Annotated in this window: 21 protein-coding genes and 1 pseudogene; 15 read left to right on the top strand and 7 right to left on the bottom strand. The window is 70.2% G+C overall.

What is annotated here, in order from left to right:
- The first annotated feature begins 176 nt into the window (after positions 1–176).
- Positions 177–476 (top strand): hypothetical protein, encoded by a 300-nt coding sequence (locus HF577_RS01300; protein WP_169393789.1) that lies wholly within the window; start codon positions 177–179, stop codon positions 474–476.
- An 8-nt stretch (positions 477–484) separates the two neighbouring features.
- Positions 485–1,378 (top strand): zinc-binding dehydrogenase, encoded by an 894-nt coding sequence (locus tag HF577_RS01295; protein WP_211173632.1) that lies wholly within the window; start codon positions 485–487, stop codon positions 1,376–1,378.
- Between the two features lie 131 nt (positions 1,379–1,509).
- Here HF577_RS01295 and HF577_RS01290 read toward each other — a convergent pair whose 3' ends face one another.
- The 3 genes from HF577_RS01290 to HF577_RS01280 form a co-directional block, all read right to left on the bottom strand.
- Positions 1,510–2,055 (bottom strand): nuclear transport factor 2 family protein, encoded by a 546-nt coding sequence (locus HF577_RS01290; protein WP_211173631.1) that lies wholly within the window; start codon positions 2,053–2,055, stop codon positions 1,510–1,512.
- 790 nt (positions 2,056–2,845) lie between these two features.
- Positions 2,846–3,505, bottom strand: a complete 660-nt coding sequence (locus HF577_RS01285; protein ID WP_312858887.1) for a response regulator transcription factor — start codon at positions 3,503–3,505, stop codon at positions 2,846–2,848.
- A gap of 29 nt (positions 3,506–3,534) precedes the next feature.
- Positions 3,535–4,680, bottom strand: coding sequence for a sensor histidine kinase (locus tag HF577_RS01280; protein WP_169393827.1), 1,146 nt, complete (start codon positions 4,678–4,680; stop codon positions 3,535–3,537).
- Between the two features lie 130 nt (positions 4,681–4,810).
- On the opposite strand from HF577_RS01280, the gene HF577_RS01275 reads away from it, so the two are divergent.
- The 3 genes from HF577_RS01275 to HF577_RS01265 are packed head-to-tail and all read left to right on the top strand — an operon-like array spanning position 4,811 to position 7,232.
- On the top strand, positions 4,811–6,313 hold the full coding sequence (locus HF577_RS01275; RefSeq protein ID WP_169393826.1) for an alpha/beta hydrolase: 1,503 nt from the start codon (positions 4,811–4,813) through the stop codon (positions 6,311–6,313).
- Between the two features lie 50 nt (positions 6,314–6,363).
- On the top strand, positions 6,364–7,005 hold the full coding sequence (locus tag HF577_RS01270) for a hypothetical protein (RefSeq protein WP_169393825.1): 642 nt from the start codon (positions 6,364–6,366) through the stop codon (positions 7,003–7,005).
- Positions 7,006–7,064: 59 nt separating this feature from the next.
- The gene (locus HF577_RS01265) at positions 7,065–7,232 is read left to right on the top strand and encodes a hypothetical protein (protein WP_169393824.1); all 168 of its coding nucleotides are present in this window, start codon (positions 7,065–7,067) and stop codon (positions 7,230–7,232) included.
- Between the two features lie 191 nt (positions 7,233–7,423).
- Here HF577_RS01265 and HF577_RS01255 read toward each other — a convergent pair whose 3' ends face one another.
- Both HF577_RS01255 and HF577_RS01250 read right to left on the bottom strand, forming a co-directional pair.
- Positions 7,424–8,818 (bottom strand): FAD-binding oxidoreductase, encoded by a 1,395-nt coding sequence (locus tag HF577_RS01255; protein WP_312858868.1) that lies wholly within the window; start codon positions 8,816–8,818, stop codon positions 7,424–7,426.
- Positions 8,819–8,887: 69 nt separating this feature from the next.
- Positions 8,888–9,727, bottom strand: coding sequence for an oxidoreductase (locus HF577_RS01250; RefSeq protein WP_169393822.1), 840 nt, complete (start codon positions 9,725–9,727; stop codon positions 8,888–8,890).
- 100 nt (positions 9,728–9,827) lie between these two features.
- On the opposite strand from HF577_RS01250, the gene HF577_RS01245 reads away from it, so the two are divergent.
- Positions 9,828–10,730 (top strand): LysR family transcriptional regulator, encoded by a 903-nt coding sequence (locus HF577_RS01245; protein WP_169393821.1) that lies wholly within the window; start codon positions 9,828–9,830, stop codon positions 10,728–10,730.
- Between the two features lie 248 nt (positions 10,731–10,978).
- On the opposite strand, the gene HF577_RS01240 is transcribed toward HF577_RS01245, so the two are convergent.
- Positions 10,979–12,073, bottom strand: a complete 1,095-nt coding sequence (locus HF577_RS01240) for an alpha/beta hydrolase (RefSeq protein ID WP_169393820.1) — start codon at positions 12,071–12,073, stop codon at positions 10,979–10,981.
- A 62-nt stretch (positions 12,074–12,135) separates the two neighbouring features.
- Positions 12,136–13,359: a cytochrome P450 gene (locus HF577_RS01235; protein WP_169393819.1), complete on the bottom strand. Its 1,224-nt coding sequence runs from the start codon at positions 13,357–13,359 to the stop codon at positions 12,136–12,138.
- A 184-nt stretch (positions 13,360–13,543) separates the two neighbouring features.
- Between HF577_RS01235 and HF577_RS01230 the strand changes: the two genes are divergently transcribed.
- The 9 genes and pseudogenes from HF577_RS01230 (at position 13,544) to HF577_RS01195 (ending at position 22,035) form a co-directional block, all read left to right on the top strand.
- Positions 13,544–14,545 (top strand): amidohydrolase family protein, encoded by a 1,002-nt coding sequence (locus tag HF577_RS01230; protein ID WP_169393818.1) that lies wholly within the window; start codon positions 13,544–13,546, stop codon positions 14,543–14,545.
- 12 nt (positions 14,546–14,557) lie between these two features.
- The gene (locus HF577_RS01225; RefSeq protein ID WP_169393817.1) at positions 14,558–15,592 is read left to right on the top strand and encodes a DODA-type extradiol aromatic ring-opening family dioxygenase; all 1,035 of its coding nucleotides are present in this window, start codon (positions 14,558–14,560) and stop codon (positions 15,590–15,592) included.
- Between the two features lie 13 nt (positions 15,593–15,605).
- A complete protein-coding gene (locus tag HF577_RS01220) occupies positions 15,606–16,295 on the top strand; it encodes an RraA family protein (protein ID WP_169393816.1) in 690 nt (229 codons plus the stop codon).
- Positions 16,292–16,957, top strand: coding sequence for an RraA family protein (locus tag HF577_RS01215; RefSeq protein ID WP_169393815.1), 666 nt, complete (start codon positions 16,292–16,294; stop codon positions 16,955–16,957). Before HF577_RS01220 ends, HF577_RS01215 begins: the two co-directional genes overlap by 4 nt.
- 31 nt (positions 16,958–16,988) lie before the next feature.
- Positions 16,989–17,153, top strand: a pseudogene (locus HF577_RS40055) (helix-turn-helix domain-containing protein); the annotation flags it as partial.
- A gap of 42 nt (positions 17,154–17,195) precedes the next feature.
- Entirely contained in the window at positions 17,196–17,762 is a 567-nt protein-coding gene (locus tag HF577_RS01210) for an IclR family transcriptional regulator (protein WP_312858867.1), read from the top strand.
- Between the two features lie 139 nt (positions 17,763–17,901).
- Positions 17,902–18,855 (top strand): IclR family transcriptional regulator, encoded by a 954-nt coding sequence (locus HF577_RS01205; RefSeq protein ID WP_169393813.1) that lies wholly within the window; start codon positions 17,902–17,904, stop codon positions 18,853–18,855.
- A gap of 226 nt (positions 18,856–19,081) precedes the next feature.
- On the top strand, positions 19,082–20,929 hold the full coding sequence (locus tag HF577_RS01200; RefSeq protein ID WP_169393812.1) for an ABC transporter permease: 1,848 nt from the start codon (positions 19,082–19,084) through the stop codon (positions 20,927–20,929).
- 2 nt (positions 20,930–20,931) lie between these two features.
- Complete coding sequence (locus HF577_RS01195) at positions 20,932–22,035, top strand: ABC transporter ATP-binding protein (protein WP_169393811.1); 1,104 nt, start codon at positions 20,932–20,934, stop codon at positions 22,033–22,035.
- Positions 22,036–22,054 lie beyond the last annotated feature (19 nt).

The following is a 22,054-nucleotide window of genomic DNA, read 5'->3' as shown; positions in this document are numbered from 1 at the left end:
GTGGACCTGACCTCTCTGGCCGGTTCAACGCCCTGGATAACGGCCCCACCGCCGGAGCAACCTGAATGCTCGCCAGGCGCATGACAGCTGGGGCGCCACCCCGTTTCCAATCGTGCCCGGCCACTCGATCGCCGACGTCGTCCGCCGGGGCGAAGTCCTTTCTGACGGGCGGTGTTGTGTTCGACGCACTGATCGACGATCAGAGTGCCGTCGCGCGGTTGCGGCTGCGCAGCAGGCGGGACAACGGCTGGCTGTCCCCGATCGTGCAACTGGTGGACAACGCCCCGGTGGCCGAACAGTTCGACCTGCCCGCCGTCGACGATCTGATGGTGGTGCTGGTCACGAGGGGTACGACGACCATCGAGTCGCGGCAGGGTGCGCGCTGGAACCGTGCCGACTACCACCCGGGCCGGGTGGAGGTGACCGCGCCAGGCCGGCCGGCCATCTGCGCTGGAGCGGCGAGGACCGTTTCCTGACTACGCACGTGTTCCTGTCCGCCGGCCTGCTCGAAACCACCGCGGCCGACCTGCACGGATCCTCCGCGGCACAGGTGGCCTGGCCGCATGCACTCGCGATCGACGACCCGGTGCTGGCCGCGGTGATCGGTGGACTTGGCGACTCCGCACTGGCCGGGGCCGAGCCGGTCTACGCGGAAACGGCCGCCGCGTACCTGCTCGCTCATCTGTTGACCAGGCACGGCTCACTTCCCGCTCCGTGGCCGGTCAGAGGCGAGGACGTGCGAGTGCGTAGGGCCATCTCGTTCATCAACGACAACCATCACCTGCCGCTCCCTCTCAACGACATCGCGGCGGCGGCCAACCTGAGCCCGTTTGACTTCCTCCGGGTGTTCAAACTGGCGACCGGCCAGACCCCGCACCGCTTCCTCAACAGGCCCGAGGTTCTGGTCAAGATCATCACGTGCGGAGTCTGCCGCGTGGCCGTCATCAGCCGGTCGAACCGACGCGAAACGGCGGCCAGGGAGATGGGCGCCGAGCGGTTCGTCGCCACCGACGACTCCGACCCGGCCGAAGCGCTCAGGGCCTGGGACGGCGGTGCGGACCTGATCCTCAACGCCTCGCCGTCCACCTCGGCCGCTGCGGCGACGCTCACCGGCCTGGCGCCCGACGGCACGCTCGTGCTGTGCGGGTACGGCTCCGAGCCGCTCAGCCTGCCCACCGAGTCGATGGCGCTCAACCGGCTGCACGTCATGGCCAACCCGTCCGGCTCCCCGCACGACACGCGCGACACCCTCGCGTTCTCGACGGCGCACGGCATCCTGCCCGAGTTCACCCCGATCGGCCTGCGCGACGCCAACGCCGTGCTCGACGCCATGGCCAAGGGCGACTCCGGCAAGCGATCGGTCATCACCTTCGACTGACCGCTTACCGGCGGCCCACGGGCCAGGTCGGTCAGGCCGGTCCCGCGGAACCCGCGACGGCCGTCGTTTCAGCGCAGAGCTCGCGGTGAGGTCGGCGGGGACGAACTGGCCGCGCCCGACCCTGCGGGCGCTCAGGCTGAAGGTGTACTCCGAGCCTGAGCCAGTTGATTCATGGCCAAAGATCCGTCCAGCAGCCTATGGGGAGCGGTGACGAAGGGCAGCCGCTCCACCGCTGCGCTGTCCAGCAGACCGACCTGGGCGAGCACGGCAGCCTGATCCCAGTAGATGCGCTCGCTCGCGACAGCGGTGCCCTCGAAGCCCACGATACCGATCACCGGGACACGCACCTGCTTGCCCGTGGGAGCCACGGCGGGCAGGATCCACGGAATTTCGATGTCATGAGTGAACGTAACGAGCATCTCGTCGACGATGCTTGCATCTCCGATCGTTTGACTCATCGACTCGATGGACAAATCGGTCGCATTCCGACCCACGAACCACTGTTGATAGAAGTCGCGGACCTCGTCGAATCCGACACCACCCATGCCGGTCGGCACATGAAGAACGGCCGGGTTGTCCGTCATGGTCAGCATCGTGGCGTCCACATCCCGAGTCACGAACTCGGCCGCCGTGTGCGCCGCCCACATCCGCAGCATGGCTTTCTGGTCAGACATCATCACCCTCCGACACCAGCGCTACCACTTGTTCTGATGGAAATGTCCAAAGGGAGAACATTTCCAGTGAAGTATGCTGAACGATACCTTCGTTTCCGGCGGCCAACAGCTCTCTGTAGGAGTCGGGCTCGTCGTCACTGTGGCGGTGCCGGGGAGGAGCTCGGGCCCCCGCGAGTCGGCCGGCGCGTCGGATCTACGATCTCCCGCGCCATCCGCAGGCCGTCGCGCACCGCGTCGACGTCGCGCGGGTCGGCGTGGCGTTGGGATCGAGCCGGGGCCGGTCGGACGGATCGGGGGCTGCTGAGCGTGCAGTTCGGGCCGACCGTCGTGTTGTCCTGGAAGAGGATCTGCAGGTCGGGGCGGTCGTCGGGTAGACAGTGCGCAGGTCGGGTGGTCATGGAGGTTCTCCCCGACACCGGGCAGCGCCGTCGCGACCGGGAGTCCGACCTCCCTCAGGTGCGTTTCGGGAGCCCGTGTCCGGTGAAGGTCCCGGTTGCACCGGTCGTGTGGCGTCATACAGGCCTCTGCTCTGCCTACGTCTCGTGTGACTACCACCGGCAGGGACAGGCTGGCGGGCAGCGACCATGGAATCGCCGGGGCAACAGTGGAGGGCATGGCTACCCACCTCGACCCCGGCACCGACACTACGACTCCATCACCCCGCGATAGTCGCGCGCGAGAACGGAGGTCAGCACTGCGTGTAGTTCCGATCCCGGGTGGGCCACCCAGCGCTCCCCGCCAGGCCAAGCCGCGGCACACTCAAGCCGCTGGGGCGGGTACCACGTGGGGCCCGTCAGCCGGTGTGGTCGAGGTCCGCGTCGTGCACGAGCAGGGCGACCTGCACGCGGTTGTTGAGGTCGAGCTTGGTGAGGATCGCCGAGACGTGGGTCTTGACCGTGGCCAGGCTGATGTGATGGGCGGCGGCGATCTCGGCGTTGGACGAACCGGTGCCGACGGCGAGCGCGACGGCCCGTTCCCGTTCGGCGAGCTGGGCGAGCCGGCGGCGGGCGTTGTCCCGGCGCGCGTCCGGTCCGGGCTCGGTGACCCGGTTGATGAGCCGGCGCGTCACCTCCGGGGAGAGCACCGGGCGGCCCTGCGCGGCGAGGCGGATGGCGTCGACGAGCTCGTCGGGCGGGGTGTCCTTGAGCAGGAACCCAGCGGCCCCGACCCGCAGGGCACGGAGCACATGGGCGTCGGCGTCGAACGTGGTCAGCACGACCACGTGCGGTGGTGACGGGCGGCGGCGCAGCGTCTCGGTGGCGGTCAGCCCGTCCGTGCCGGGCATGCGGATGTCCATGAGCACAACGTCGGGGTTGTGCCGGGCGGCCAGGGCCACGGCCTCCGCCCCGTCTCCCGCCTCGGCGACCACCCGCAGGTCGGCGGCGCCGCGCAGCATCATGGCCAGCCCGAACCGGACGACGGGGTCGTCGTCGGCGACCAGGACCCTGATGATCGAGCCGGGGACGGTGGGGCCCGGGGTGGTCACCTCGGCCACGATAGCCACATCCCCACCCGCCAGCCTCCGGTGTCGGTCGGGCCGTGCTCCAGGTGCCCGCCGATGAGCGCGGCCCGCTCGGCCAGCCCGCGCAGCCCGTTGCCGCTGCCGGGCTCACCGGGCGGCCCGGGCGGTCGCGCGTTGACCACCTCGACGGCGAGGTGGTCACCGGGCCGGCCGGCGATGCGGACGACGACCGGGGCGCAGGCGGCGTGGACGCGGACGTTGGTCAGTCCCTCCTGCACGAGCCGGTAGAGCGTGCGGCCGACCGCCGACCCGACGGCCTGGTCGGTGGTCGTCACCCCCGCCTCGTCGTGCAGCTCGACGGGGGTGCCGGCGCGCACGGCCTCCTCTACCAGTGCGGGAACGTCGACGACGCCCGGCGTCGGCAGCTCCCCCACCGGCGCACGCAGCACTCCGATGACCTCGCGCAGGTCCTGCAGGGCGCGGTGGGCGTTCTCCCGCACCACCTCAGCGGCCCGCCCCATCTCCTCGCGCGAGGCGTCGCGGTGGTAGGTCATCGCCCCGGCGTGCACGCTGAGCAGCGACAGGCGGTGGCCCAGCACGTCGTGCATCTCGCGGGCGAGGGTCTCGCGCGCCTCGTGCTGGAGCCGCTCGGCGCGCAACCGGGCCTCGACCTCGGCCACCGTGGCGCGTTCGCGCAGCGATTCGATGAGCTGCCGGCGGCTGCGCGCCGCCAGTCCCCAGGCCACTGCCGCGACGTAGAGCGCGACCAGCCATCCGGCGACCACCAGCAGCGGCCACATCGGGTCCGGCCGCAGCAGATGGTGCACCCCGAAGGCGAGCAGGGCGGCGGCGAACAGCACCGCGGTGTCGCGGGCGGTGCGTCGGGCGGCCACGGTGAACAGCGCGACGGCCACCGCCGCGGTGACGGCGTCGGCCACCGCGGACAGTGCGATCAGCGCGGCGGCCAGGACCACCGGGGAGCGCCGTCTCCACCACAGCGCCGCGCACGCGACGACCACGGCGGCCAGGTCGGGGACGAGCGGCCAGGACGGCGACGCCCCCGCGCCGGCCCGCTCCAGCACGCTGGTCACGCCGATCACCGCGGTGATCGCGACCAGTACGCCGTCGAGGAGCCGGTCCCGCACGGTCCGCGTCGTCTCGTCCATCGGCCCGAGCGTAGGTCGACGCCGGCCCCCGTCACCTCCGACCGAAGTCGGGAACACCCCGACTTCGGTCGGACGGGGCGAGGCCGTCGACCGATCCGTCGCACCGGGTGATCTCCCTAGCGTGCTGATCATGACCACACATCGTGTTTCGCTGACGCGCGTCGCCCTGGGGGCGGCGTCGTTGGCTCTCGTCGGCGCCTGTGCCACGCCGCCCGCCATGGCCGGTTCGGCTGCGGCCGAGCCCGCGGCGCAGGTGGTGTGGGGCGCGTGTCCCGAGGACGTCGTGGCCAAGGCCGCACCGTCCCGGTTGGACTGTGCCACCGTGCCGGTGCCGGTGGACTACGCCGACCCGGCGAGCGGCGAGATCGACATCATGATCTCCCGGCTGGCCAGCCAGGACCCGAGCAAACGGCGTGGGGTGCTGCTGCTCAACCCGGGTGGTCCGGGTGGGTCCGGGTTGACACTCGCGGCGTTGCTGGTGGCCCAGGGGCTGCCCGCGAGCGTGACCGACAGCTACGACGTGATCGGCATGGACACCAGGGGCATCGGCTACTCAGCCCCGGTGACCTGCGGGTTCACCGTCGACGGCCCGTACTTCGCCAACATCCCGCCGTACGCGGTCGACGCCGCGGCGGTCGTCGAACGGGCAGCGGTCGCCGAGGGGGCGGCGCAGCAGTGCGCGCAGAACGACCGGGACGGCCTCCTGCGCCATCTGACGACGGCGAACATGGCTCGCGACCTGGACCGGATCCGGGCTGCGCTCGGTGAGGAGAAGGCCAGCTTCCTGGGCTACTCCTACGGCTCCGCGCTGGGGGCCGCGTACGCGTCGCTGTTCCCGGAGCGGTCCGACCGGATCGTGCTCGACAGCAACGTCGGCGACACCCACCTCGACCGCGACGGCATGCGCCGCTACGCACTGGGCATGGAGCAGACCTTCCCGGCCTTCGCGAGCTGGGTGGCGGAGCGGCACGACAGCTACGGCCTGGGCCGCACCGCCGACGAGGTGCGGGCGACATACGCCGAGATCGCCGCGCGCCTCGACGACGAACCGGTGCAGGGCATCGACGGCGCCACGTTCCGGGCCGCCACGTTCGGTGGTCTCTTCAACGAGAGGCAGTACGCCTCGACAGCGCAGCTCTGGCAGAGCATGCGCACCGGCGCTCCGCTGCCGCCGGCCCCGGGCGGCCCCCCGGACCTGGTGGCCCTGGAGAACTCCCTCTCGGTGTTCCTGTCCGTGACCTGCAACGACGTCGATTGGCCCGAGGACGTGCAAACGTACCAGCGCGCCGTCGCGCAGGACCGCGAACGGTTCCCGCTCTACGGCGCGGCCGCCGCGAACATCACGCCGTGCGCCTACTGGCCGTACGAACCGGCAGAGGCCCCGGTCGAGATCGCCGACGAGGGACCGACCGACGTCCTGCTCGTCCAGAATCGGTACGACCCGCCCACCCCCTACCGCGGCGGTGAGCTGCTCCGCGAGAAGTTCGGCTCCCGCGCCCGCCTGGTGAGCGTCGACGCCAGCGGTCACGGCGCCTACGTCCTCGGCGGCAACGCCTGTGCGTCGGACGTCACCACACGCTATCTGGTCGACGGCGAGATGCCCGAGGACGACGTGACTTGCCGGGCTTCCTGAGACGTCGCCCTCCCGCCGATGACGCCCGCTGCACCCTCTGGAGGAGAACCATGTTCACGAAGTACAGGCGGCGCTGGCAGCTGTCGAAGGCCAAGCCCGGCGACGGAAGCCCGCTACAGCGGTACCGCCTCTGGCAACTGCTCTCCCGCTCGCTGTTCGCCCTCGAGCTCGCCGACCCCTCCGGGCACCGGCAGATCTTCGAGGTCGACGTCCGGCACCTGCGGGACAGCTCGTCCAGCAAGCGCCCAGCCGCGCTCTACCGCGACGGCGTCCAGACCCACCAGGGCAACCTCCCGGTGGCGTTCCCGGTGCCAGGCGGCGTCATCGAGGTCGCCACCACCCAGTACGGCGTCAAGCGCATGCACTACATCGGCGACGACGGCCACGAACAGGTCCTGCGCCCGGACCCGCGCTCCCTGGAGGGGCGGCGGGCCCGGTTCGACCGGCGCTACCCCCGCACCAGCGCGGTCATCGGCGCCGTGGGTCTCGTCGTGCTGCTGATGGGTCTCGCGGTCAGCCTCTCCCTGGCCACGGAGCACATCACCCGGATCGAGGTCGTCGCCCAGCACCTCGGCACGTTCACCTCACCGATCCGCCTGCCCGCCTGGGCCAACATCGCGCTGCCCATCGCCGGGGCCCTGGCCGCTACCGACCGTGCGCTCCGGCTCAAGAGCACCTGGATGGCGGACTGACGGTGTCGAAATGCCGCGCCAGGAGCCCCGGGGCTGCTGCGTCATCACCGGAGCGGGCGTTGCACGAAGACCTCGGCGCGCTCTGCGCCGAGGTCTTCGTGCAGGAGGGCGCCAAGGTCCTCGCCGCCGACATCAGCGGCGGCCAGATCGAGACGGCCGCAGCCCTGGGCCCGTCAGTCCGCGCTCTGCGTGCCGACGTGAGGCCGACCCCGGGCCTGAGCCGCTAGCCGAACCGGTCGAGACCGGACTGGACGGCTGCGGCCGCCTGCGCCTGGTCGGTGACGTCGAGCGGGGCGACGAGCAGTGCCTCCCCGGCGTCGGGGAAGGCGGCGGTGATCACGTCGGACCGCCGCGAGCCGGCGCGCCGTGGGTGTCGGCGGCCGGCCTCGGTGGAACCACTCGTCTCAATGCGATCGCTTCATCGAGTCAGACCGGCGAAGCGGAACAGGTTGTGCGGGTCGTACCGAGCCTTCACCTCGAGCAGGCGCGCGTGCGTCTCACTACTGAAGGCGGTCGCGACGCGTTCGGGAGAGTCGCTGGGGGTGAAGTTCAGCAGGACGTGTCCGGTCTTCCACGGCTCCAGCGCCGACTGCAACGCGGTGTGTTCCGCGACGGCTGCCGCTGCCAACTCGGGTGGAACGATCGAGCACGCGTAGACGAGGAAGGCGGCATCGCGGTTCTCGACCGCGTTGGCGTGCTGCGGTTCACGCGAGAGGGCGCCCCCGAGGTGGCGGATCTCGACCACGGTGGTGAGGCTCTCGACTCCCGGTCCGGCGAGCTGAAGCAGCGCGTCGACGGCGTCTGCCGAAAGCTGCGTGACAAGCGTCGAGGTGTCCCAGAACGGGATGGGGCCGGGCGGGTCGTTGTGGATGCTGCCAGCCGCCGAGAACGGCATCTCTGCGATGGTGTCGATCACGACGGGAGCCGCCTGACGCAGCGGTTCCACGATTCGCTGCCCCTCTGCGGCGGGGCCGTTGTAGGCGACTCGCAGGTGGACGACGAACCTGCCCCGCAGTGGCGGCGGGAGATCCGGGTCCTGCGGGAGCCGGAGCAGCGCGATGGACGAGGTCATCGCGTCGGGCACGGTTGCGGTCCAGTCCCAGTACGCGGTCAGTACCTCGCGCGCCGACTCGCCGGGGAAGAAGATCCCGCCGCCGTACAGGGTGCGCACCGGGAACAGGTCGATCTCGATCGAGGTGACGACCCCGAAATTGCCCTTGCCACCGCGGACGGCCCAGAAGAGGTCGGTGTTCTCGTCCGGGCCTGCCGTCCGTGTCGTCCCGTCGGCCGTGACGATCTCGAAGGAGCGGACGTGGTCCGCGGCGTATCCGTGGGAACGCGCGAGCGGGCCGATGCCTCCGCCCGTGATGTAACCGACGGCGCCGACGGACGGCGCCGCGCCGCTGAGCGGAGCCAGTCCGTGGGCGGCGGCGGCCTCGAGGACGCTGCTCCATCGGACGCCGGCGCCGATGCGCGCCGTCCGCTTCTGGGGGTCGATCCGGACGTCCTGGATCCGGTGGGTGCTGATCATCACGGCGCCGTCGGCCGGTCGCATCGGGGCATGCCCCGTGGCCTGGACGGCGATCGGCAGACCGTGGCCCGCGGCGAACCGCACCGCCGCGGTGACGTCGTCCACCGACGTCACCCCGACCACGACCGCCGGTGTCTGGCGGACGGCGAGGTTGTAGCCGGCCAGCTCGGCCTCGTAGGCCGGATCGCCGGGTACGAGGACCAGCCCGGCGACTGCGGTGGCTAGCTCCTTCAGGGCGTCGGCGAGGTCGCCGGCGGCCGGGGAGTCTCTCTGCGAGGTCACATCATTCCTTGTGGTTTCGAACGCGTCCTGTGAGGCCACAGGCCTGCTGAACATGCTTGATCTCGACGGTCAGGACACCGTTGTCGAACGGCTGAGCTTCTCCCAGGTGGTGACCTCTGCCAGCAGGGACTCGTGGTGGCCACGCAGCCCGTCGACCGCGTCTTCGCCGAGCAGGAAGTGCAGCGGCGGGTTCGCTGCCTCGAGCGCCTCGAGGATCGCCGCAGCGCCCTTCGCCGGGTCGTTCGGCTCCTGGCCCACGACGTCCTTGACCATCCGCCGCAGCTCTCCCGAGGTCGCGTGGTAGGCCGGGTTCTCGGGGGTCCACTGCAGGCTGGTGCTGAACTGCGTGCGGAACATCCCCGGTTCCACCACCATGACCCGGATGCCCAGGGGAGCCAGTTCGAGCGACAGCGCCTCGCCCAGAGCCACGAGCGCGTGCTTGGTGGCGTTGTAGCCGCTCAGCCCCGGGTAGGTGATCAGGCCGCCGAGAGAGCTCATCACGACGATCGTGCCGTTCCCCTGCTCGCGCATCACGGGGAGGACGGCCTGGGTCAGCTCCACAGCACCGAAGAAGTTGACGTCGAACATGTCGCGCATGTGCTTGACCGAGGTTTCCTCGACGGCGCCGATTGCGCTGATCCCGGCGTTGTTGACCAGGACGTCGATGCGGCCGAAGACGGCCAGTGTCGCGTCGACCGCGGCCCGGATGGATGCCGCGTCCGTGACGTCCAGTGCCGCTGTGCTGATTTGCTCACCCCCGGCCTGCACGAGGTCGGCGAGAGTCTCCGGGCGGCGGGCGGTGGCCATCACACGGTCGCCGGCTGCCAGTGCGGCCAGCACGATCTCCCGGCCGAAACCGCTCGAGCAACCCGAAATCAGCCAGACCCGACCCGGTGTGTCGTTCGTCATTCACATTCCTTCCGAGGTGGTATTCACCGAGATCGATGGTCGTCCCGGCACCCCGATGCCGTCCAACACCGGCTACCTGTCGCAGTTGTAGCCTTTTCCTGTGAGCCCTGATCTTCGGCAACTGAGGTATTTCGTTGCCGTCGCGGAGGAGTCCAGCTACACACGCGCTGCCGAGCGGCTCACGATGAGCCAGCAGTCGCTGTCCCAGCAGATCACCCTGCTGGAACGGATGCTGGGGGTGAAGCTCTTCGACCGCGACACCCGAGGCACCGGCCTGACAGCGGTCGGCGCGCTGTTCCTCCCCGAGGCCCGCGCGGTGCTCGCCCGAGCCGAGGAAGCCGTCGACGTCGTGGCCCGAGCCGCACGCGGCGAGATCGGCAGCCTCTGCCTCGCCTTCCTCGCGACCACGACGAACTACCTGCTCCCACCGGTGGTGCGGGCGCTACGACAACGACTTCCCGAACTCCGGCTGACCACGCAGGAGACGACGATCGCGCCTCTGGTCGAGGGGCTGTTCAAAGGACGCTTCGACGTCGCGTTCACCCGGCCTCCGCTGGTGGACGGGCTGGAGACCAGGACGCTGGTCAGCGAACCGGTGTGCGCGGTCCTGCCCGAGGGCCATCCGCTCGCCGGTCGTTCCGAGCTGACCCTGGGTGAGCTGGCCGGCGAGCGCTGGGTGCTGACCCCGCGCAGCTCGTGGGATCCGTGGCACCAGGCGTTCGACGCGTCCTTCCGCGCGGCCGGGTTCACCCCCGACGTGGTCCAGCGGGACGCGAGCGTGCAAGGCTTGCTCGGCCTCGTGGCGGCCGGCGTCGGGGTGACGCGGCTGGGCCGGTCGGCGAGCAGCCTCCGTCGCACCGGTGTGGTGTTCGTGCCGCTGGCCGGGGAGTTCGTCCCCACCGAAATGGCCTGGATGGCCGGCAACACCTCGCCCGCTCTGCACGCTCTGCTGGACGTGGTCACCGAGGTGGCCGCCGCCACCGACCTCACCGAGTCGGGTTGACCGCAGCGGAGTGGAGTCCTGGACCGCCGTCCCGGCCGTCATCGCCGCCGAACCCGGCACGGCGGCCATCTGTTCAGCGAGGCAGCGTCGGTCGCGGTGCCGCGAACGACGACCAAGATCGGGAGGTGACGTCGGCTGGCAAGATCGTCGCCCTCGACAACGGCACCTGGAAGCTCGAGGTCTGACGGCGTCCCGCCACCCGGTGGCGACGGGGCAACGAACGGAGCGAGAGCCGGGCCGGTGACGAACTACGGGCTGAACACCAGTTGCCGGGAGAAGAACGGTAGGACCTTCTCCTCGAGGCGCTGCGGGACCCCGCTGTTGTGGTCGCCCTCGTAGGTCTCGAACGTGTGCGACACGTCGAACCTGGTGAGGCGGTCGACGAAGACCTGGTTGCCGGCGAGCAGGCTGTCCTGCAGTCCGATGTCGAGCGCGATCGCCTTGTACTTCTTGAGGTTCCCGACGTACTGGTCGAGCATGGCGACCGGCGAGTTCGCCGCCCACTTCTCGGCGATGTCCGGTTGCACCTCGCCGTTCTTTGTCGGCAGGTCGAAGAAGAACGGCGAATTTGTCGGATTCGGGGCCCAGGCGGCGGCTCGGGCCAGCGTGCCCATCACGTCACGGTTTCCCTGCGCCTCTTCCGGACTCTTGATCGCCTCGGCCAGGGGGGTCACACCGCTGCCCGGCGGGCGGATGGTCCCTTCGTTCAGGCAGCAGGAACTGAGGGCGTAGACCGCGCTGAACACGTCGGGGCGCTTCATGCCGATGCGGATCGTCCCGTAGCCGCCCATCGAATGGCCCGCGAGCCCGCGGCTCTCACGCGCCGCGAGCGTGCGGTAGTTCTGGTCCACAAATCTGACGAGATCATCGGCGACGTAGCTTTCCCAGTCCCCCGCAGTCACCGAGTTCGAGTACATGCAGCCGCCGTAGCGGTTCATGCAGTTGGGCATCACGAGGATCATCTCCTGCGCGCTGCCGTTGCCGAAGACCCGGTCGGCGACCTGGTCCAGCCCGCGGCTGCCCGGGCCGAAGTAGGACAGGTCCGTTCCGGTGTAGCCGTGCAGCAGGTAGACCACCGGGTACCGGCGGTCGGTAGCGGTGGCATAGCTCGGCGGCAGGTAGACCGACACATCTGGGTCGGCGGTCTCGCCCATCAAGTTGCCCTCGAGCGACGTGCCGTGCACCTTGACGCGCTCCCACTTGCCCGCGGCGGGCGGCTTCGGCTGGACCGCCTGCGGGTCCGGATCCCGAGCCTGCGACGACCCGCCCCCGCATGCGGAAAGCGCGAAGAGAACCACGGAAATGGCCACCGCCAGTCCCGAGCGGGACCGAATCAGAGCCATGCGAACACCTCCACGTCATTGTGTCTGGCCCGAAGGCGGTGAGGCAATCCTGCGGGACCGGATCAAGGCACACGCGGTGAATCGACCGGCGTGCCCAGGAACACCAGCCGCGCAGGCAGGGAGATCGGGCCGTGGTTGACGAAGCTCGGCAGGTAGGGCTGCTGCTCATGGGGAAGCAGCAACTCGACGGACTCGATCCGCTCGAGCAGGGCTCGTAGGACGACGCGGCTCTCCAGGCGCGCCAGTGACGCTCCGATGCACGCATGTGCCCCCTTGCCGAAGGCGAGGTGTGCCGAGCCGTTCCGCCGGTCCAGCACGAGGTGCGGGCATTGCTGCCACACCTGCGGGTCGCGATTGGCGGAGCCGTAGAAGACGAGCAGGCGCGACCCGGCCGGTACCTCCACGCCTCCGACGAGACTGTCGACCGTGACCAGCCGGTAGAAGCACTGGATCGGCGCTTCGAGGCGCAGGGACTCCTCGATGAACCGCCCGATCAGCTCCGGCTCGCGGCGCAGCCTGTCGAAGAGGCCCGGCACACGGCCGAGGAGGGCCATGGTGCTGGCGAGGTGGTGGGTGGTGGTGATGTTGCCGGCGATCAGGAGTTCGATCACGAACCTCACGCACTCGCGCCGTGAGAGCTCCCCCTGGCGCTCGGCCTCGCCGATGAGCGACAGGACGTCCTCACCAGGCATGCCGTCGCGCTCGTCCAGGAGAGTGCCGATGTAGTCGGTGAACGCATTCTGGACTCGCTCGCGGCGGGCGGCATCTCCGGAGTGGCCGCCCAGAGAGCTCGTGATCTCCTCCGACCACGCGCGGAACCGGTCGACGTCGCGCTGCGGCACCCCGAGCACGAGGCTGATCACCCGGATCGGCAACACGGCCGCCAGGTCCCGGACGAGATCGATGTCGGTGCGTCCTCGCAACCCGTCCACGAGCCGGGCACAGACCTCGCTGATCTGCGGCTCCCACGCCGCCACCCGAGCGGGGGTGAAGACGCGGTTGACGATCGACCGCCGCCGGGCGTGCAGGGGGTCATCGGACAGCAGCAGGAGCGGCCGCAGGCCCGTGTCGTCGTCCTCCGGGCGCACGGGCGGGTTGCCGACGGTGTTCGCCGACGAGAACCGTTCGCCGTCGCGAAGTACCGCGACGACGTCGGCGTGCCGGCTGACGACGTAGGCGTCCACCTCAGGGGCGTAGTGCACCCCGCGCTCACGCATCCGCTCGTACGCCGCCGCAGGGCAGCGCAGCCCGTCCGGGTCGAGGGCGACAAGATCCGCCAGTTGCACGGCCGCTCCTGTGAGGTCCGCGCGAAGGCCACTCCCCCGCACCCGGACGACTGTGATCGCCCGGGACGCGGTCGGGAAAGCATTTTCGGCAGAGAAGAACAGTCGTCGGGATTGCTCCGCAGGATGCGACAGGGCATTTAGTGTCCGCTCGTCTACGGCGGGCAGCTCGGCGAAGGGGACCCCGATGATCATCGACGTGCACGGCCACGTCAGCGCACCCAGCGAGCTCTACGCCTACAAGGCCGGTCTGCTCTCCCACCGTGGTGCGCACGGGCGCGGCGGCGCCGGGATCTCCGACGACCAGCTGCGGGCCGCCCTCGAAGCGCCCAACCCGAGCTTCGGCAACCAGTCCCACCTCGCCCACCTCGACGAGGCAGGCGTCGACCTGCAGCTGATCTCGCCACGGCCGTACCAGATGATGCACAGCGAGTCGCCGGCGAAACTCGTCGAGTGGTTCACCGCGGAGACCAACGACGTCATCGCCCGCGTCTGCGCGCTCGTACCGGGCCGGTTCCGCGGGATCGCCGGGCTGCCACAGAGCATGGAGCGCTCGCCTGCCGACTGGGTCGCAGAGCTGCGCCGCTGTGTCCAGGAGCTCGGCTTCGTGGGTGCGACGTTCAACCCGGACCCCTACGAAGGCACCCAGCAGCCGCCGAACCTCGGCGACAGGTTCTGGTACCCGGTGTGGGAGGCGCTGTGTGAGCTCGACGTCCCGGCGTTGATCCACTCGGCCGGCTGTCGCGCGCCCGCTCGCGAGACGTACTCGCTGCATTTCATCCAGGAGGAGACGCTCGCCGTCGTCGGCCTGCTGAACTCCGGCGTCCTCACCGACTTCCCGGACCTGAAGATCATCGTGTCCCACGGCGGCGGTGCGATCCCCTACCAGCGCGGCCGGTTCCAGCCGGGGGCCATCCGCGGCGGCGGCCGGTTCGAGGACCGCCTGCGACGGCTGTACTACGACACCTGCCTCTACACGCAGGACTCCATCGAGCTGCTGCTGCGCGCCGTCGGAGTCGACCGTTGCCTGTTCGGCACGGAGAAGCCCGGCACCGGCTCGGTCCGCGATCCCGGGACCGGCCGCTGGATCGACGACATCCATCACCTGATCACGGACATCGACTGGCTGACCGCGGGCGAGCGCAAGCAGCTGATGGAGACGAACGCACGCGAGCTGTTCCGGCTCTGAGAGGCGAGGGACATGGCAGAGATCGTGGTCGGCGTCGGGACCTCGCACGGTCCCCTGCTGAACACCCCGCCCGCGAGCTGGGGAGAGCGCGGCAAGGCGGACCGCGGCAACCCGGCGCTGGTCTACAAGGGGCAGGAACACACGTTCGCCGAGCTCGACCGGCTGCGTGGCAGCGGCACGTTCGCCGACGAGTGCCTGCCCGACGTCTGGCAGAACCGGCACGCCTCGTGCCGTCGGGCAATCCGCGCCCTCGGCGACGTGGTGCGCGGCGCGCAGCTCGACGCGCTGGTGGTGGTGAGCAGCGACCACAAGGAGACCTTCGGCGACGAGCTGCTCCCCGCGTTCGCGATCTATCACGGCGACACCGTCGAGCACGTGCCCTTCACGCAAGAGCACCTCGACGCTATGCCGCCGGGGCTGGCGATCGCCGAGGTGGCGAACGTCCCGGACGTCCCCGTCACGCGCAAGTGCCATCCAGCGCTCGCCCTGCACCTGGTGAAGCACGTGGGACAGGCGGGATTCGACCCGGCCGCGTCGCGCGCGCTCCCGGCCGGGCGGTACGGCGACCACGGGATCCCGCACGGCTGGGGATTCGTCTACCAGCAGGTGCTCGACGGCAGCGGCGAGATCCCGTTCGTCCCTGTCTTCGTCAACACCTTCTGGGAGCCCAACCCGCCGAGCGCAGCCCGGTGCTACGCGTTCGGCCGCGCGCTCGGCGCGGGCATCAGGGCCTTCGTCGGCGCGGATCGAGTGGGCGTCGTCGCCTCCGGTGGGCTGAGCCACATGGTCGTGGACGAGGAGCTCGACCGGGCCTTCCTCGGCGCCCTGCTCCGGGACGACTCCGGGTACCTGGCCGGCCTCCCGGACGCCCTGCTGCGTTCGGGGACGTCCGAACTGCGGAACTGGATCGTCGTGGCAGGCGCGATGTCCGGCACCGGTCTGCGTCCCGCGGTCGTGGACTACCAGCCCTGCTACCGGACCGAGGCGGGAACGGGATGCGCGATGGGCTTCGTCACCTGGGCCCGCGAACCGGCGGCCGCGGCGTGAGCGAGGAGGCTGCATGAGCGACGGGACGGAACCGGACGTGGACCTCCTGGACCGGCTGCGGACCATGGACAGCTGCGCGGTGTCCGACGCGCTGGACACGCTGGGGCTGGCCGGAGCCACCACCGGCCTGCGGCCACTGTGGCCGGTTCCGGGTGTCGTCGCAGGGTTCGTCCGGACCGTGCGCGCCGGACCCCGCCCGTCGGAGGGACCCGCCGGCCACATCGCCACCGCGGCGATCGACGCGGCCCACGCCGACGACGTGCTGGTGATCGCGAACGCCGGGCGCACGGACGTCTCCTGCTGGGGCGGCATCCTGGCCGTCGCGGCTCAAGGACGTGGCCTGCGCGGAGTGGTGATCGACGGCGCGTGCCGCGACATCGCCGAGAGCGAGGAGCTCGCGTTTCCGGTCTTCGGCCGCGCTGTCGTGCCGGTGAGCGCGCGCGGCCGCATCGTCCAACTCGCGATGGACGAGCCCATCGACGTGGCCGGCGTCCGGGTCAGGCCCGGCGACCTCGTGCTGGCCGATCGCAACGGCGTGGTGTTCGTCCCCCGCGACCGCGTCGGGGACGTGATCGGCCTCGCGGAGCGGATCGTCGAGCGTGAGGCGGCGATGGTGGCCGCGGTCCGCGCCGGGCGCCCTGTCGCAGACGTCATGCACGACTCACGGTTCCCGTCGATCGAGTCCGAGAAGAGTGATCGATGAGCACTCCACCCACTCACCCCCTGGCCGGGTTCTCCACCGCCACGGTCTCCGACGCTCTCGACCGCCTCGGTCTGCCCGGTAGCGCGTACGGGCTGCGCCCGCTCTCCGACAACTCCGCCCGGTTCTGGGGCCGTGCGTTCACCGTTCGATATGTGACCGCAGGAGCCTCGCCCGGCACGGTCGGCGACTACCTCGACGACGTGTCCCCTGGAGAGGTCGTCGTGCTGGACAACGCCGGGCGCACGGACTGCACGGTCTGGGGCGACATCCTCACCACGATCGCGGCCGACCGGGGCGTCGCGGGCACCGTGATCGACGGGGTCTGCCGCGACGTGGCGCGAGCGCTCCACCTGGGCTACCCCATCCACAGCCGCGGTCGATTCATGCGCACGGGAAAGGATCGCGTCGAGGTGTCCGACGTGGGCCGCCCGGTGTCAATCGGAGGCGTCCAGGTGAAGGCGGGCGACCTCGTGCTCGGAGATACGGACGGGATCGTCGTCGTTCCCTCCGATGTGGAGGACGCGGTGCTCGGGACAGCCACGCTGATCGCAGCAGGCGAGGAGGCGATCCTGGCCGACGTCCTCGCCGGGAAATCGACCCTGGCTCAGGCCAGGGTGCGTCACGGCTATCACCACATGCAGCGGCCGGACGAGCGAATGTGACCGCCCACCGTCGAGGAGGTCGAGGCCCGTCATGCCGAACTCGATCAATCGACTGTCCTCGGTGGACAACGCCCTCCACCTGGTCAAACTCGTCGCCGAACGTGGGCCGGTCCGGCTGTCCGACGCCGCGGACTCGCTCGGCGTCGCCCGTTCGACGGCCCATCGGCTGCTGTCCTCGCTGATGCATCACGGCTTCGTTGTCCAGGACCGGCCGAACACCCCGTATCGGCCCGGCCCGGTGCTCGCCGAGCTCGGCTTCGCGGTGATCGGTCGCATCGACCTGCGCACCGTGGCACGCCCTGCGCTCGAAGCGCTCAGAGAGGCCACCCACGAGACGGCGAGCCTCCTCGTGCTCGAGCGGGGCTGCGTGCGGTTCATCGACTGTGTGGAAGGCCGCCGGACCGTCCGGGTCGGCAGCCGCACCGGTGTTCTGCTTCCCGCCACGTGCACTGCGGGTGGCAAGTCGATCCTCGCCGCGCTGCCGACGGAGCAGCTTGCCCACCACCTACCCGACCTGGTCCTGCCGACTCCCACCCCGCATTCGTTGCGCACGTTCGATGAGCTCGGGGCCGAGCTCGAGGAGATCAGGCGACGCGGGTACGCGATCAACCGCGAGCAGGCAGAGATCGGCATCAGCGCGGTCGGGGCATGCCTGCGGGACCGCATAGGCACGCCGATCGCCGCCCTCAACATCGCCGTTCCGTCGACCCGCATGCCCGACGACGCGGCCGAACGCCGTTTCGCCGACGAGCTGCTTGCTGCGGTGGAAGACGTCCACAGGCTGATCGAGCAGTCAGGCCCGTGATTCCGGGCGAGCGAGCTCACCGCCCGGCGCGACAATTTTCTTCCATGCGGAAACCGCCGGAGGCATCTTGCCGCTGAAAGGAAACCGTCCGTAGCTTGATCCGGGAGTCTTCCCGTGTGGTGCTGCTCAAGGAGGAGCGATGGCCGCGACGGAACCGCCTCTGGCAACTACGGCTCACGATCCCTTCGATCACCCTCCCCGTTCACGGACGGCGGCTCGCGCCGCGCACGAGCAGGAACAGCCCACTCGTCGCCGGCACGCGTTGCTCGGCAGGAGCACGCCGCCCTCGGACTCCGAACTCGCTGCACCCGAATCCGCCGCGCTGCCGCCGTACGCGCTCGAGTCGGTGGACCGGGCCTTGCGCCTGCTCGCCCTGCTGCCCGAACAGCGGCGGCTCCGCGTCACCGACGTCAGCCGGGAGCTCGGCGTCGCCCCGTCCACGGCCCACCGACTGCTGTCGACGCTCGCCCACCGCGGGTTCGTCACGGCGGACGTGAACACGCGGACCTATCGGACCGGTCCGGCCTTCTGGGCCCTCACCACTGCGGCCCAGCCTGCAGACGATCTTTCAGTCCGTTTACGCCCGCACCTCAGGCGGCTCTCGGAGAGAGTCGAAGAAACGATCACCCTGATCGTGCTCGACGGACTGTTCTGCCGATTCATCAGTGGCGTCCGCGGTGCGCGTCCCCTCCGCACCATCGTTCGGGTGGGCACGGTCCTGCCGTGTCACACCGTCTCGGGAGGAAAGGCTCTGCTCGCCGAGCTGCCTCCGCGGAAACTCCGGGCCCTGTTCGCCGGCCACCGGCTGCTGCCGATGACCCGGCGGAGCATCGCCACGCTCAACGAGCTCAGCGACGAGCTGGAAACGGTGCGGGAGCTGGGCTACGCCACCAACATCGGCGAGTCCGAGGACGGAATCACGGCCGTCGCCATGCCGGTTCGGCGCCCCGACGGTACGGCCCTCGCGGCGGTTGCCGTGTCCGCCCCCACCACGCGCATCGGTGCCGTGCCCACCCGCGCACTGCTCGACCCACTCCAGGAAGCCGTCTCCCGGATCGGCGATGACCTGCTGGCCGAGGCAAGTTCGCTGTGAAGCGCTCCGCGCGTCGGGGCGCGTACGCCGATTGAGAGGCTCGAACCCCGGCCTATTCGCGCCAGCGGAAAACAGGGTCAGATACACCCTGGACTGTTCCGCCTACGCATACGTTCCCTTCATCTCGCGCCGCCGGATCCGCACGATCCTGCGCCGCGCCTCGATGTGGAGGAACCGCATGCCGGGCGGAACACCAGTGACCACCAGACCACCCAGCCGTGCCCGCATGTCCGCGCTGCCGGCGCCGCTGCGCCGCCACGGTGCGCGCCCGCTGGCCTTACTCGGGGCGACCGCACTGGGTCTCGTGATCCTCGTGCTCTTCGTCTACCCGGCCGTCATGGTCGTGGTCGGCGCATTCCGGACCTCCTCCCCCGGCTTCCCCGGTGAGTGGTCGGTGCAGGGCTTCGTCGACGCCTACACCGAACCTGCAACCTACGAGCTGCTCTGGAACTCGACGGCCTACTCGTTCTCGGTGATGGTGATCTCGCTGGTCCTCGCCGTCTTCTTCGCCTGGGTGGTCACTCAGACGAACACGCCGGGACGCCGATTCGTGACGCCGATGATGGTCACGCTGATCACGCTGCCGTTCCTGTTCTTCGGGATCAGCTGGGCCATGCTCGGCAACTCGAGCACCGGCCTGCTCAACCAGATCCTGAGGCTGGTCGTGCCCGTCGAGGAGGGCCCGCTCGACGTGCGGTCCTGGCCCGGGATCGTGGCCGTCGCCGTCCTCAAGATCACAGCGATCAACTACATGCTCATGCTCGGCGTCTTCCGCACGCTGGACCCGGCGCTTCGGGAGGCGTCGCTGATGGCAGGCGTGAGCAGGACGGCGACGTTCTTCCGCGTCGAACTGCCGGTACTCGCGCCGGTGCTCCTCGCGCTCGCGCTCATGGGGTTCGTGCGCGGGCTCGAGTCGTTCGATGTCCCGCTCCTGTTGGGCGCCCCGGCCGGTATCGAGGTCTTCTCCACCCAGATCTACGACTACCTGCGCAACCACTTCCCTCCCGCGTACGCCCAGGCGAGCGCCCTCTCCGTGCTGGTCATGGCGATCATGGTCGTCCTGGTTGTCCTGATGTGGCGGTTCCTCGGCAGGCGGGACTTCACCACGCTCGGCGGCAAGGGCCAGCGCGTCGAGCTTCTCGACCTCGGGCCTCGCAGGTACCTCTGCACCGCGGCCATCGTCGCCTTCGGGCTCCTGGCCCTGGCCTTCCCGCTGGTGCAGCTGGTGCTCGGCTCCGTTCAGTCCGTGTTCGGTGTGCTGTCCTCCGGGTTCACCCTCGATCACTACCGCACGGTCCTCGGCGAGCCCGGGGTCATCTCCGCGCTGCAGAACACGGCGTTCGTCGTGGTCGTCGGCGGGTTGCTCGCGGTGGCACTGGCCACGCTCATCGCCTACATCGTCCAGCGCGGCACGTCGAAGATGCGGTGGGTGTTGGAGGGCGCGACGTGGCTGCCATGGGCCGTCCCGGGTGTCGTGCTCGGCCTCGGGATGCTCTGGGCGTACCTCTCGGTACCTGGGCTGCGCACGCTCTTCGCCTCGATCTGGCTGGTCATGCTCGGCCTCATCGTCGTGGCCACGCCGGTGGCTGTGCGGCTGGCCAACGCGGCCATCGCACAGGTGCACAGGCAGCTCGAGGAGGCCGCGCGTGTGCACGGCGCAGGTCGGCTGCGCGCCGTGATCGGGGTGGTCCTCCGCCTGATCCTGCCGAGCCTGCTGGCGGGGTGGCTGATCTGCGGTGTCGTGATGGCTGGTGAGCTGGCAGTGCCGGTACTGCTCTCCGGACCGGGCAGCCAGACGGTCCCGGTCGTGCTGCTGGAGATGACCGAGTCCGGCCGCTCGTCCGAAGCGGCCGCCGTCTTCACGCTCATGCTCGCGGCGATGGCGGCAGTGCTGGTTGTGGCGCTCGCGGTGCGCGCGGTCGGCACCCGCGTGCTGCGCGCGCGGCCGGCGCCGGCGACGCTCGCTGCCCCGACAACCGAACCGTCCCCGCTCACCGGGTCCGTTCCGACCGCCGCGCCGGCCCGGGAGCCGTCGCCTGCGGTGCCCATCCGCACGGCGGCCGAAGGAGACTAGCTGTGGCGCAGATCGACATCGCCGGACTCACCAAGCGGTTCGACAGCGGCGCTGCCGCCGTCGACCACCTCGACCTCACCGTGCAGGACGGCGAGTTCCTCAGCCTCCTGGGGCCGAGCGGTTGCGGGAAGACGACGACCCTGCGCTGCGTGGCGGGCCTCGAGCGGCCGACGAGCGGGGAGATCTACTTCGACGGCGAACCCATGGTGTCCCGCGGTGTGTTCGTACAGCCCGAGAAACGGCACATGGGAATGGTCTTCCAGAGCTATGCCCTGTGGCCCCACATGACAGCTTTCGGCAATATCGCCTATCCCTTGCGACGGGCGCGTCTGGACGGCACCGAGGTCGCGGCTCGGGTGGCCGAGATGCTCGACGTGGTCGGGCTCGCCGAGTACGGCGGGCGGCTGCCGAGCAAGCTCAGCGGCGGGCAGCAGCAGCGCGTCGCGCTCGCACGTGCGCTGGTCAACCGTCCACAGGTGGTGCTCTACGACGAGCCGCTGTCCAACCTGGACAGCCTGTTGCGGTCCCAGATGCGCCGTGAGGTGCGAAGGCTGCACGATGCGCTCGGCTCGACGTCGATCTACGTCACGCACGACCGCACGGAGGCCATGGCGCTGTCGGACCGCATCGCCGTGATGCAGGCCGGTGTCATCCAGCAGATCGGCACTCCGCGGGAGATCTACACCTGCCCGGCCAACCGGTTCGTGGCCGACTTCATCGGGTTCGACAACCTGCTGAAGGCCGAGGTGGTCGTATCCGAACGGGACGGCGCGCTGGTCCGGCTCGGTGGCGACGGCCCCCTGGTGCGCTGCGCGACCGACAGAGCGCACCCGCCCGGGAGCGTCGTCGAGCTCGCTGCGCGGGCCGGTGCGTTCCGCCTCGCGCCGGCCGCACCTGAGCCCGGACAGTCGTTCCGCGCCCAGGTCAGGACGGTGACCTACCTCGGGGAGGACCTCGAGTTGCAGGTGCAGGCGGGGGAGATTGCGCTGCTTGCCCGGATCCGCGACGTGGACGTCCGGGCCGTCACCCAGGGGACGGTCCCGGTCAGCGGCGACCTGGTGAACCTCAGCATCCGGCCGGAGGAGCTCGTGGAGATCGGCGCCTGAGCGGAGCTCGTGGCGAAGA

The organism is Pseudonocardia xinjiangensis (genome assembly GCF_012911925.1).
GTDB lineage: Bacteria > Actinomycetota > Actinomycetes > Mycobacteriales > Pseudonocardiaceae > Pseudonocardia > Pseudonocardia xinjiangensis.
This window is presented reverse-complemented; position numbering and strand designations above follow the sequence as displayed.

Bases quoted from the DNA above. Each gene is read 5' to 3' on its own strand.
- HF577_RS01290 (WP_211173631.1), bottom strand. From the start codon at position 2,055: ATGATGTCTGACCAGAAAGCCATGCTGCGGATGTGGGCGGCGCACACG.
- HF577_RS01280 (WP_169393827.1), bottom strand. From the start codon at position 4,680: ATGGACGAGACGACGCGGACCGTGCGGGACCGGCTCCTCGACGGCGTA.
- HF577_RS01230 (WP_169393818.1), top strand. From the start codon at position 13,544: ATGATCATCGACGTGCACGGCCACGTCAGCGCACCCAGCGAGCTCTAC.
- HF577_RS01250 (WP_169393822.1), bottom strand. From the start codon at position 9,727: ATGACGAACGACACACCGGGTCGGGTCTGGCTGATTTCGGGTTGCTCG.
- HF577_RS01240 (WP_169393820.1), bottom strand. From the start codon at position 12,073: ATGGCTCTGATTCGGTCCCGCTCGGGACTGGCGGTGGCCATTTCCGTG.
- HF577_RS01200 (WP_169393812.1), top strand. From the start codon at position 19,082: ATGTCCGCGCTGCCGGCGCCGCTGCGCCGCCACGGTGCGCGCCCGCTG.
- HF577_RS01270 (WP_169393825.1), top strand. From the start codon at position 6,364: ATGTTCACGAAGTACAGGCGGCGCTGGCAGCTGTCGAAGGCCAAGCCC.
- HF577_RS01215 (WP_169393815.1), top strand. From the start codon at position 16,292: ATGAGCACTCCACCCACTCACCCCCTGGCCGGGTTCTCCACCGCCACG.
- HF577_RS01205 (WP_169393813.1), top strand. From the start codon at position 17,902: ATGGCCGCGACGGAACCGCCTCTGGCAACTACGGCTCACGATCCCTTC.
- HF577_RS01225 (WP_169393817.1), top strand. From the start codon at position 14,558: ATGGCAGAGATCGTGGTCGGCGTCGGGACCTCGCACGGTCCCCTGCTG.
- HF577_RS01220 (WP_169393816.1), top strand. From the start codon at position 15,606: ATGAGCGACGGGACGGAACCGGACGTGGACCTCCTGGACCGGCTGCGG.
- HF577_RS01275 (WP_169393826.1), top strand. From the start codon at position 4,811: ATGACCACACATCGTGTTTCGCTGACGCGCGTCGCCCTGGGGGCGGCG.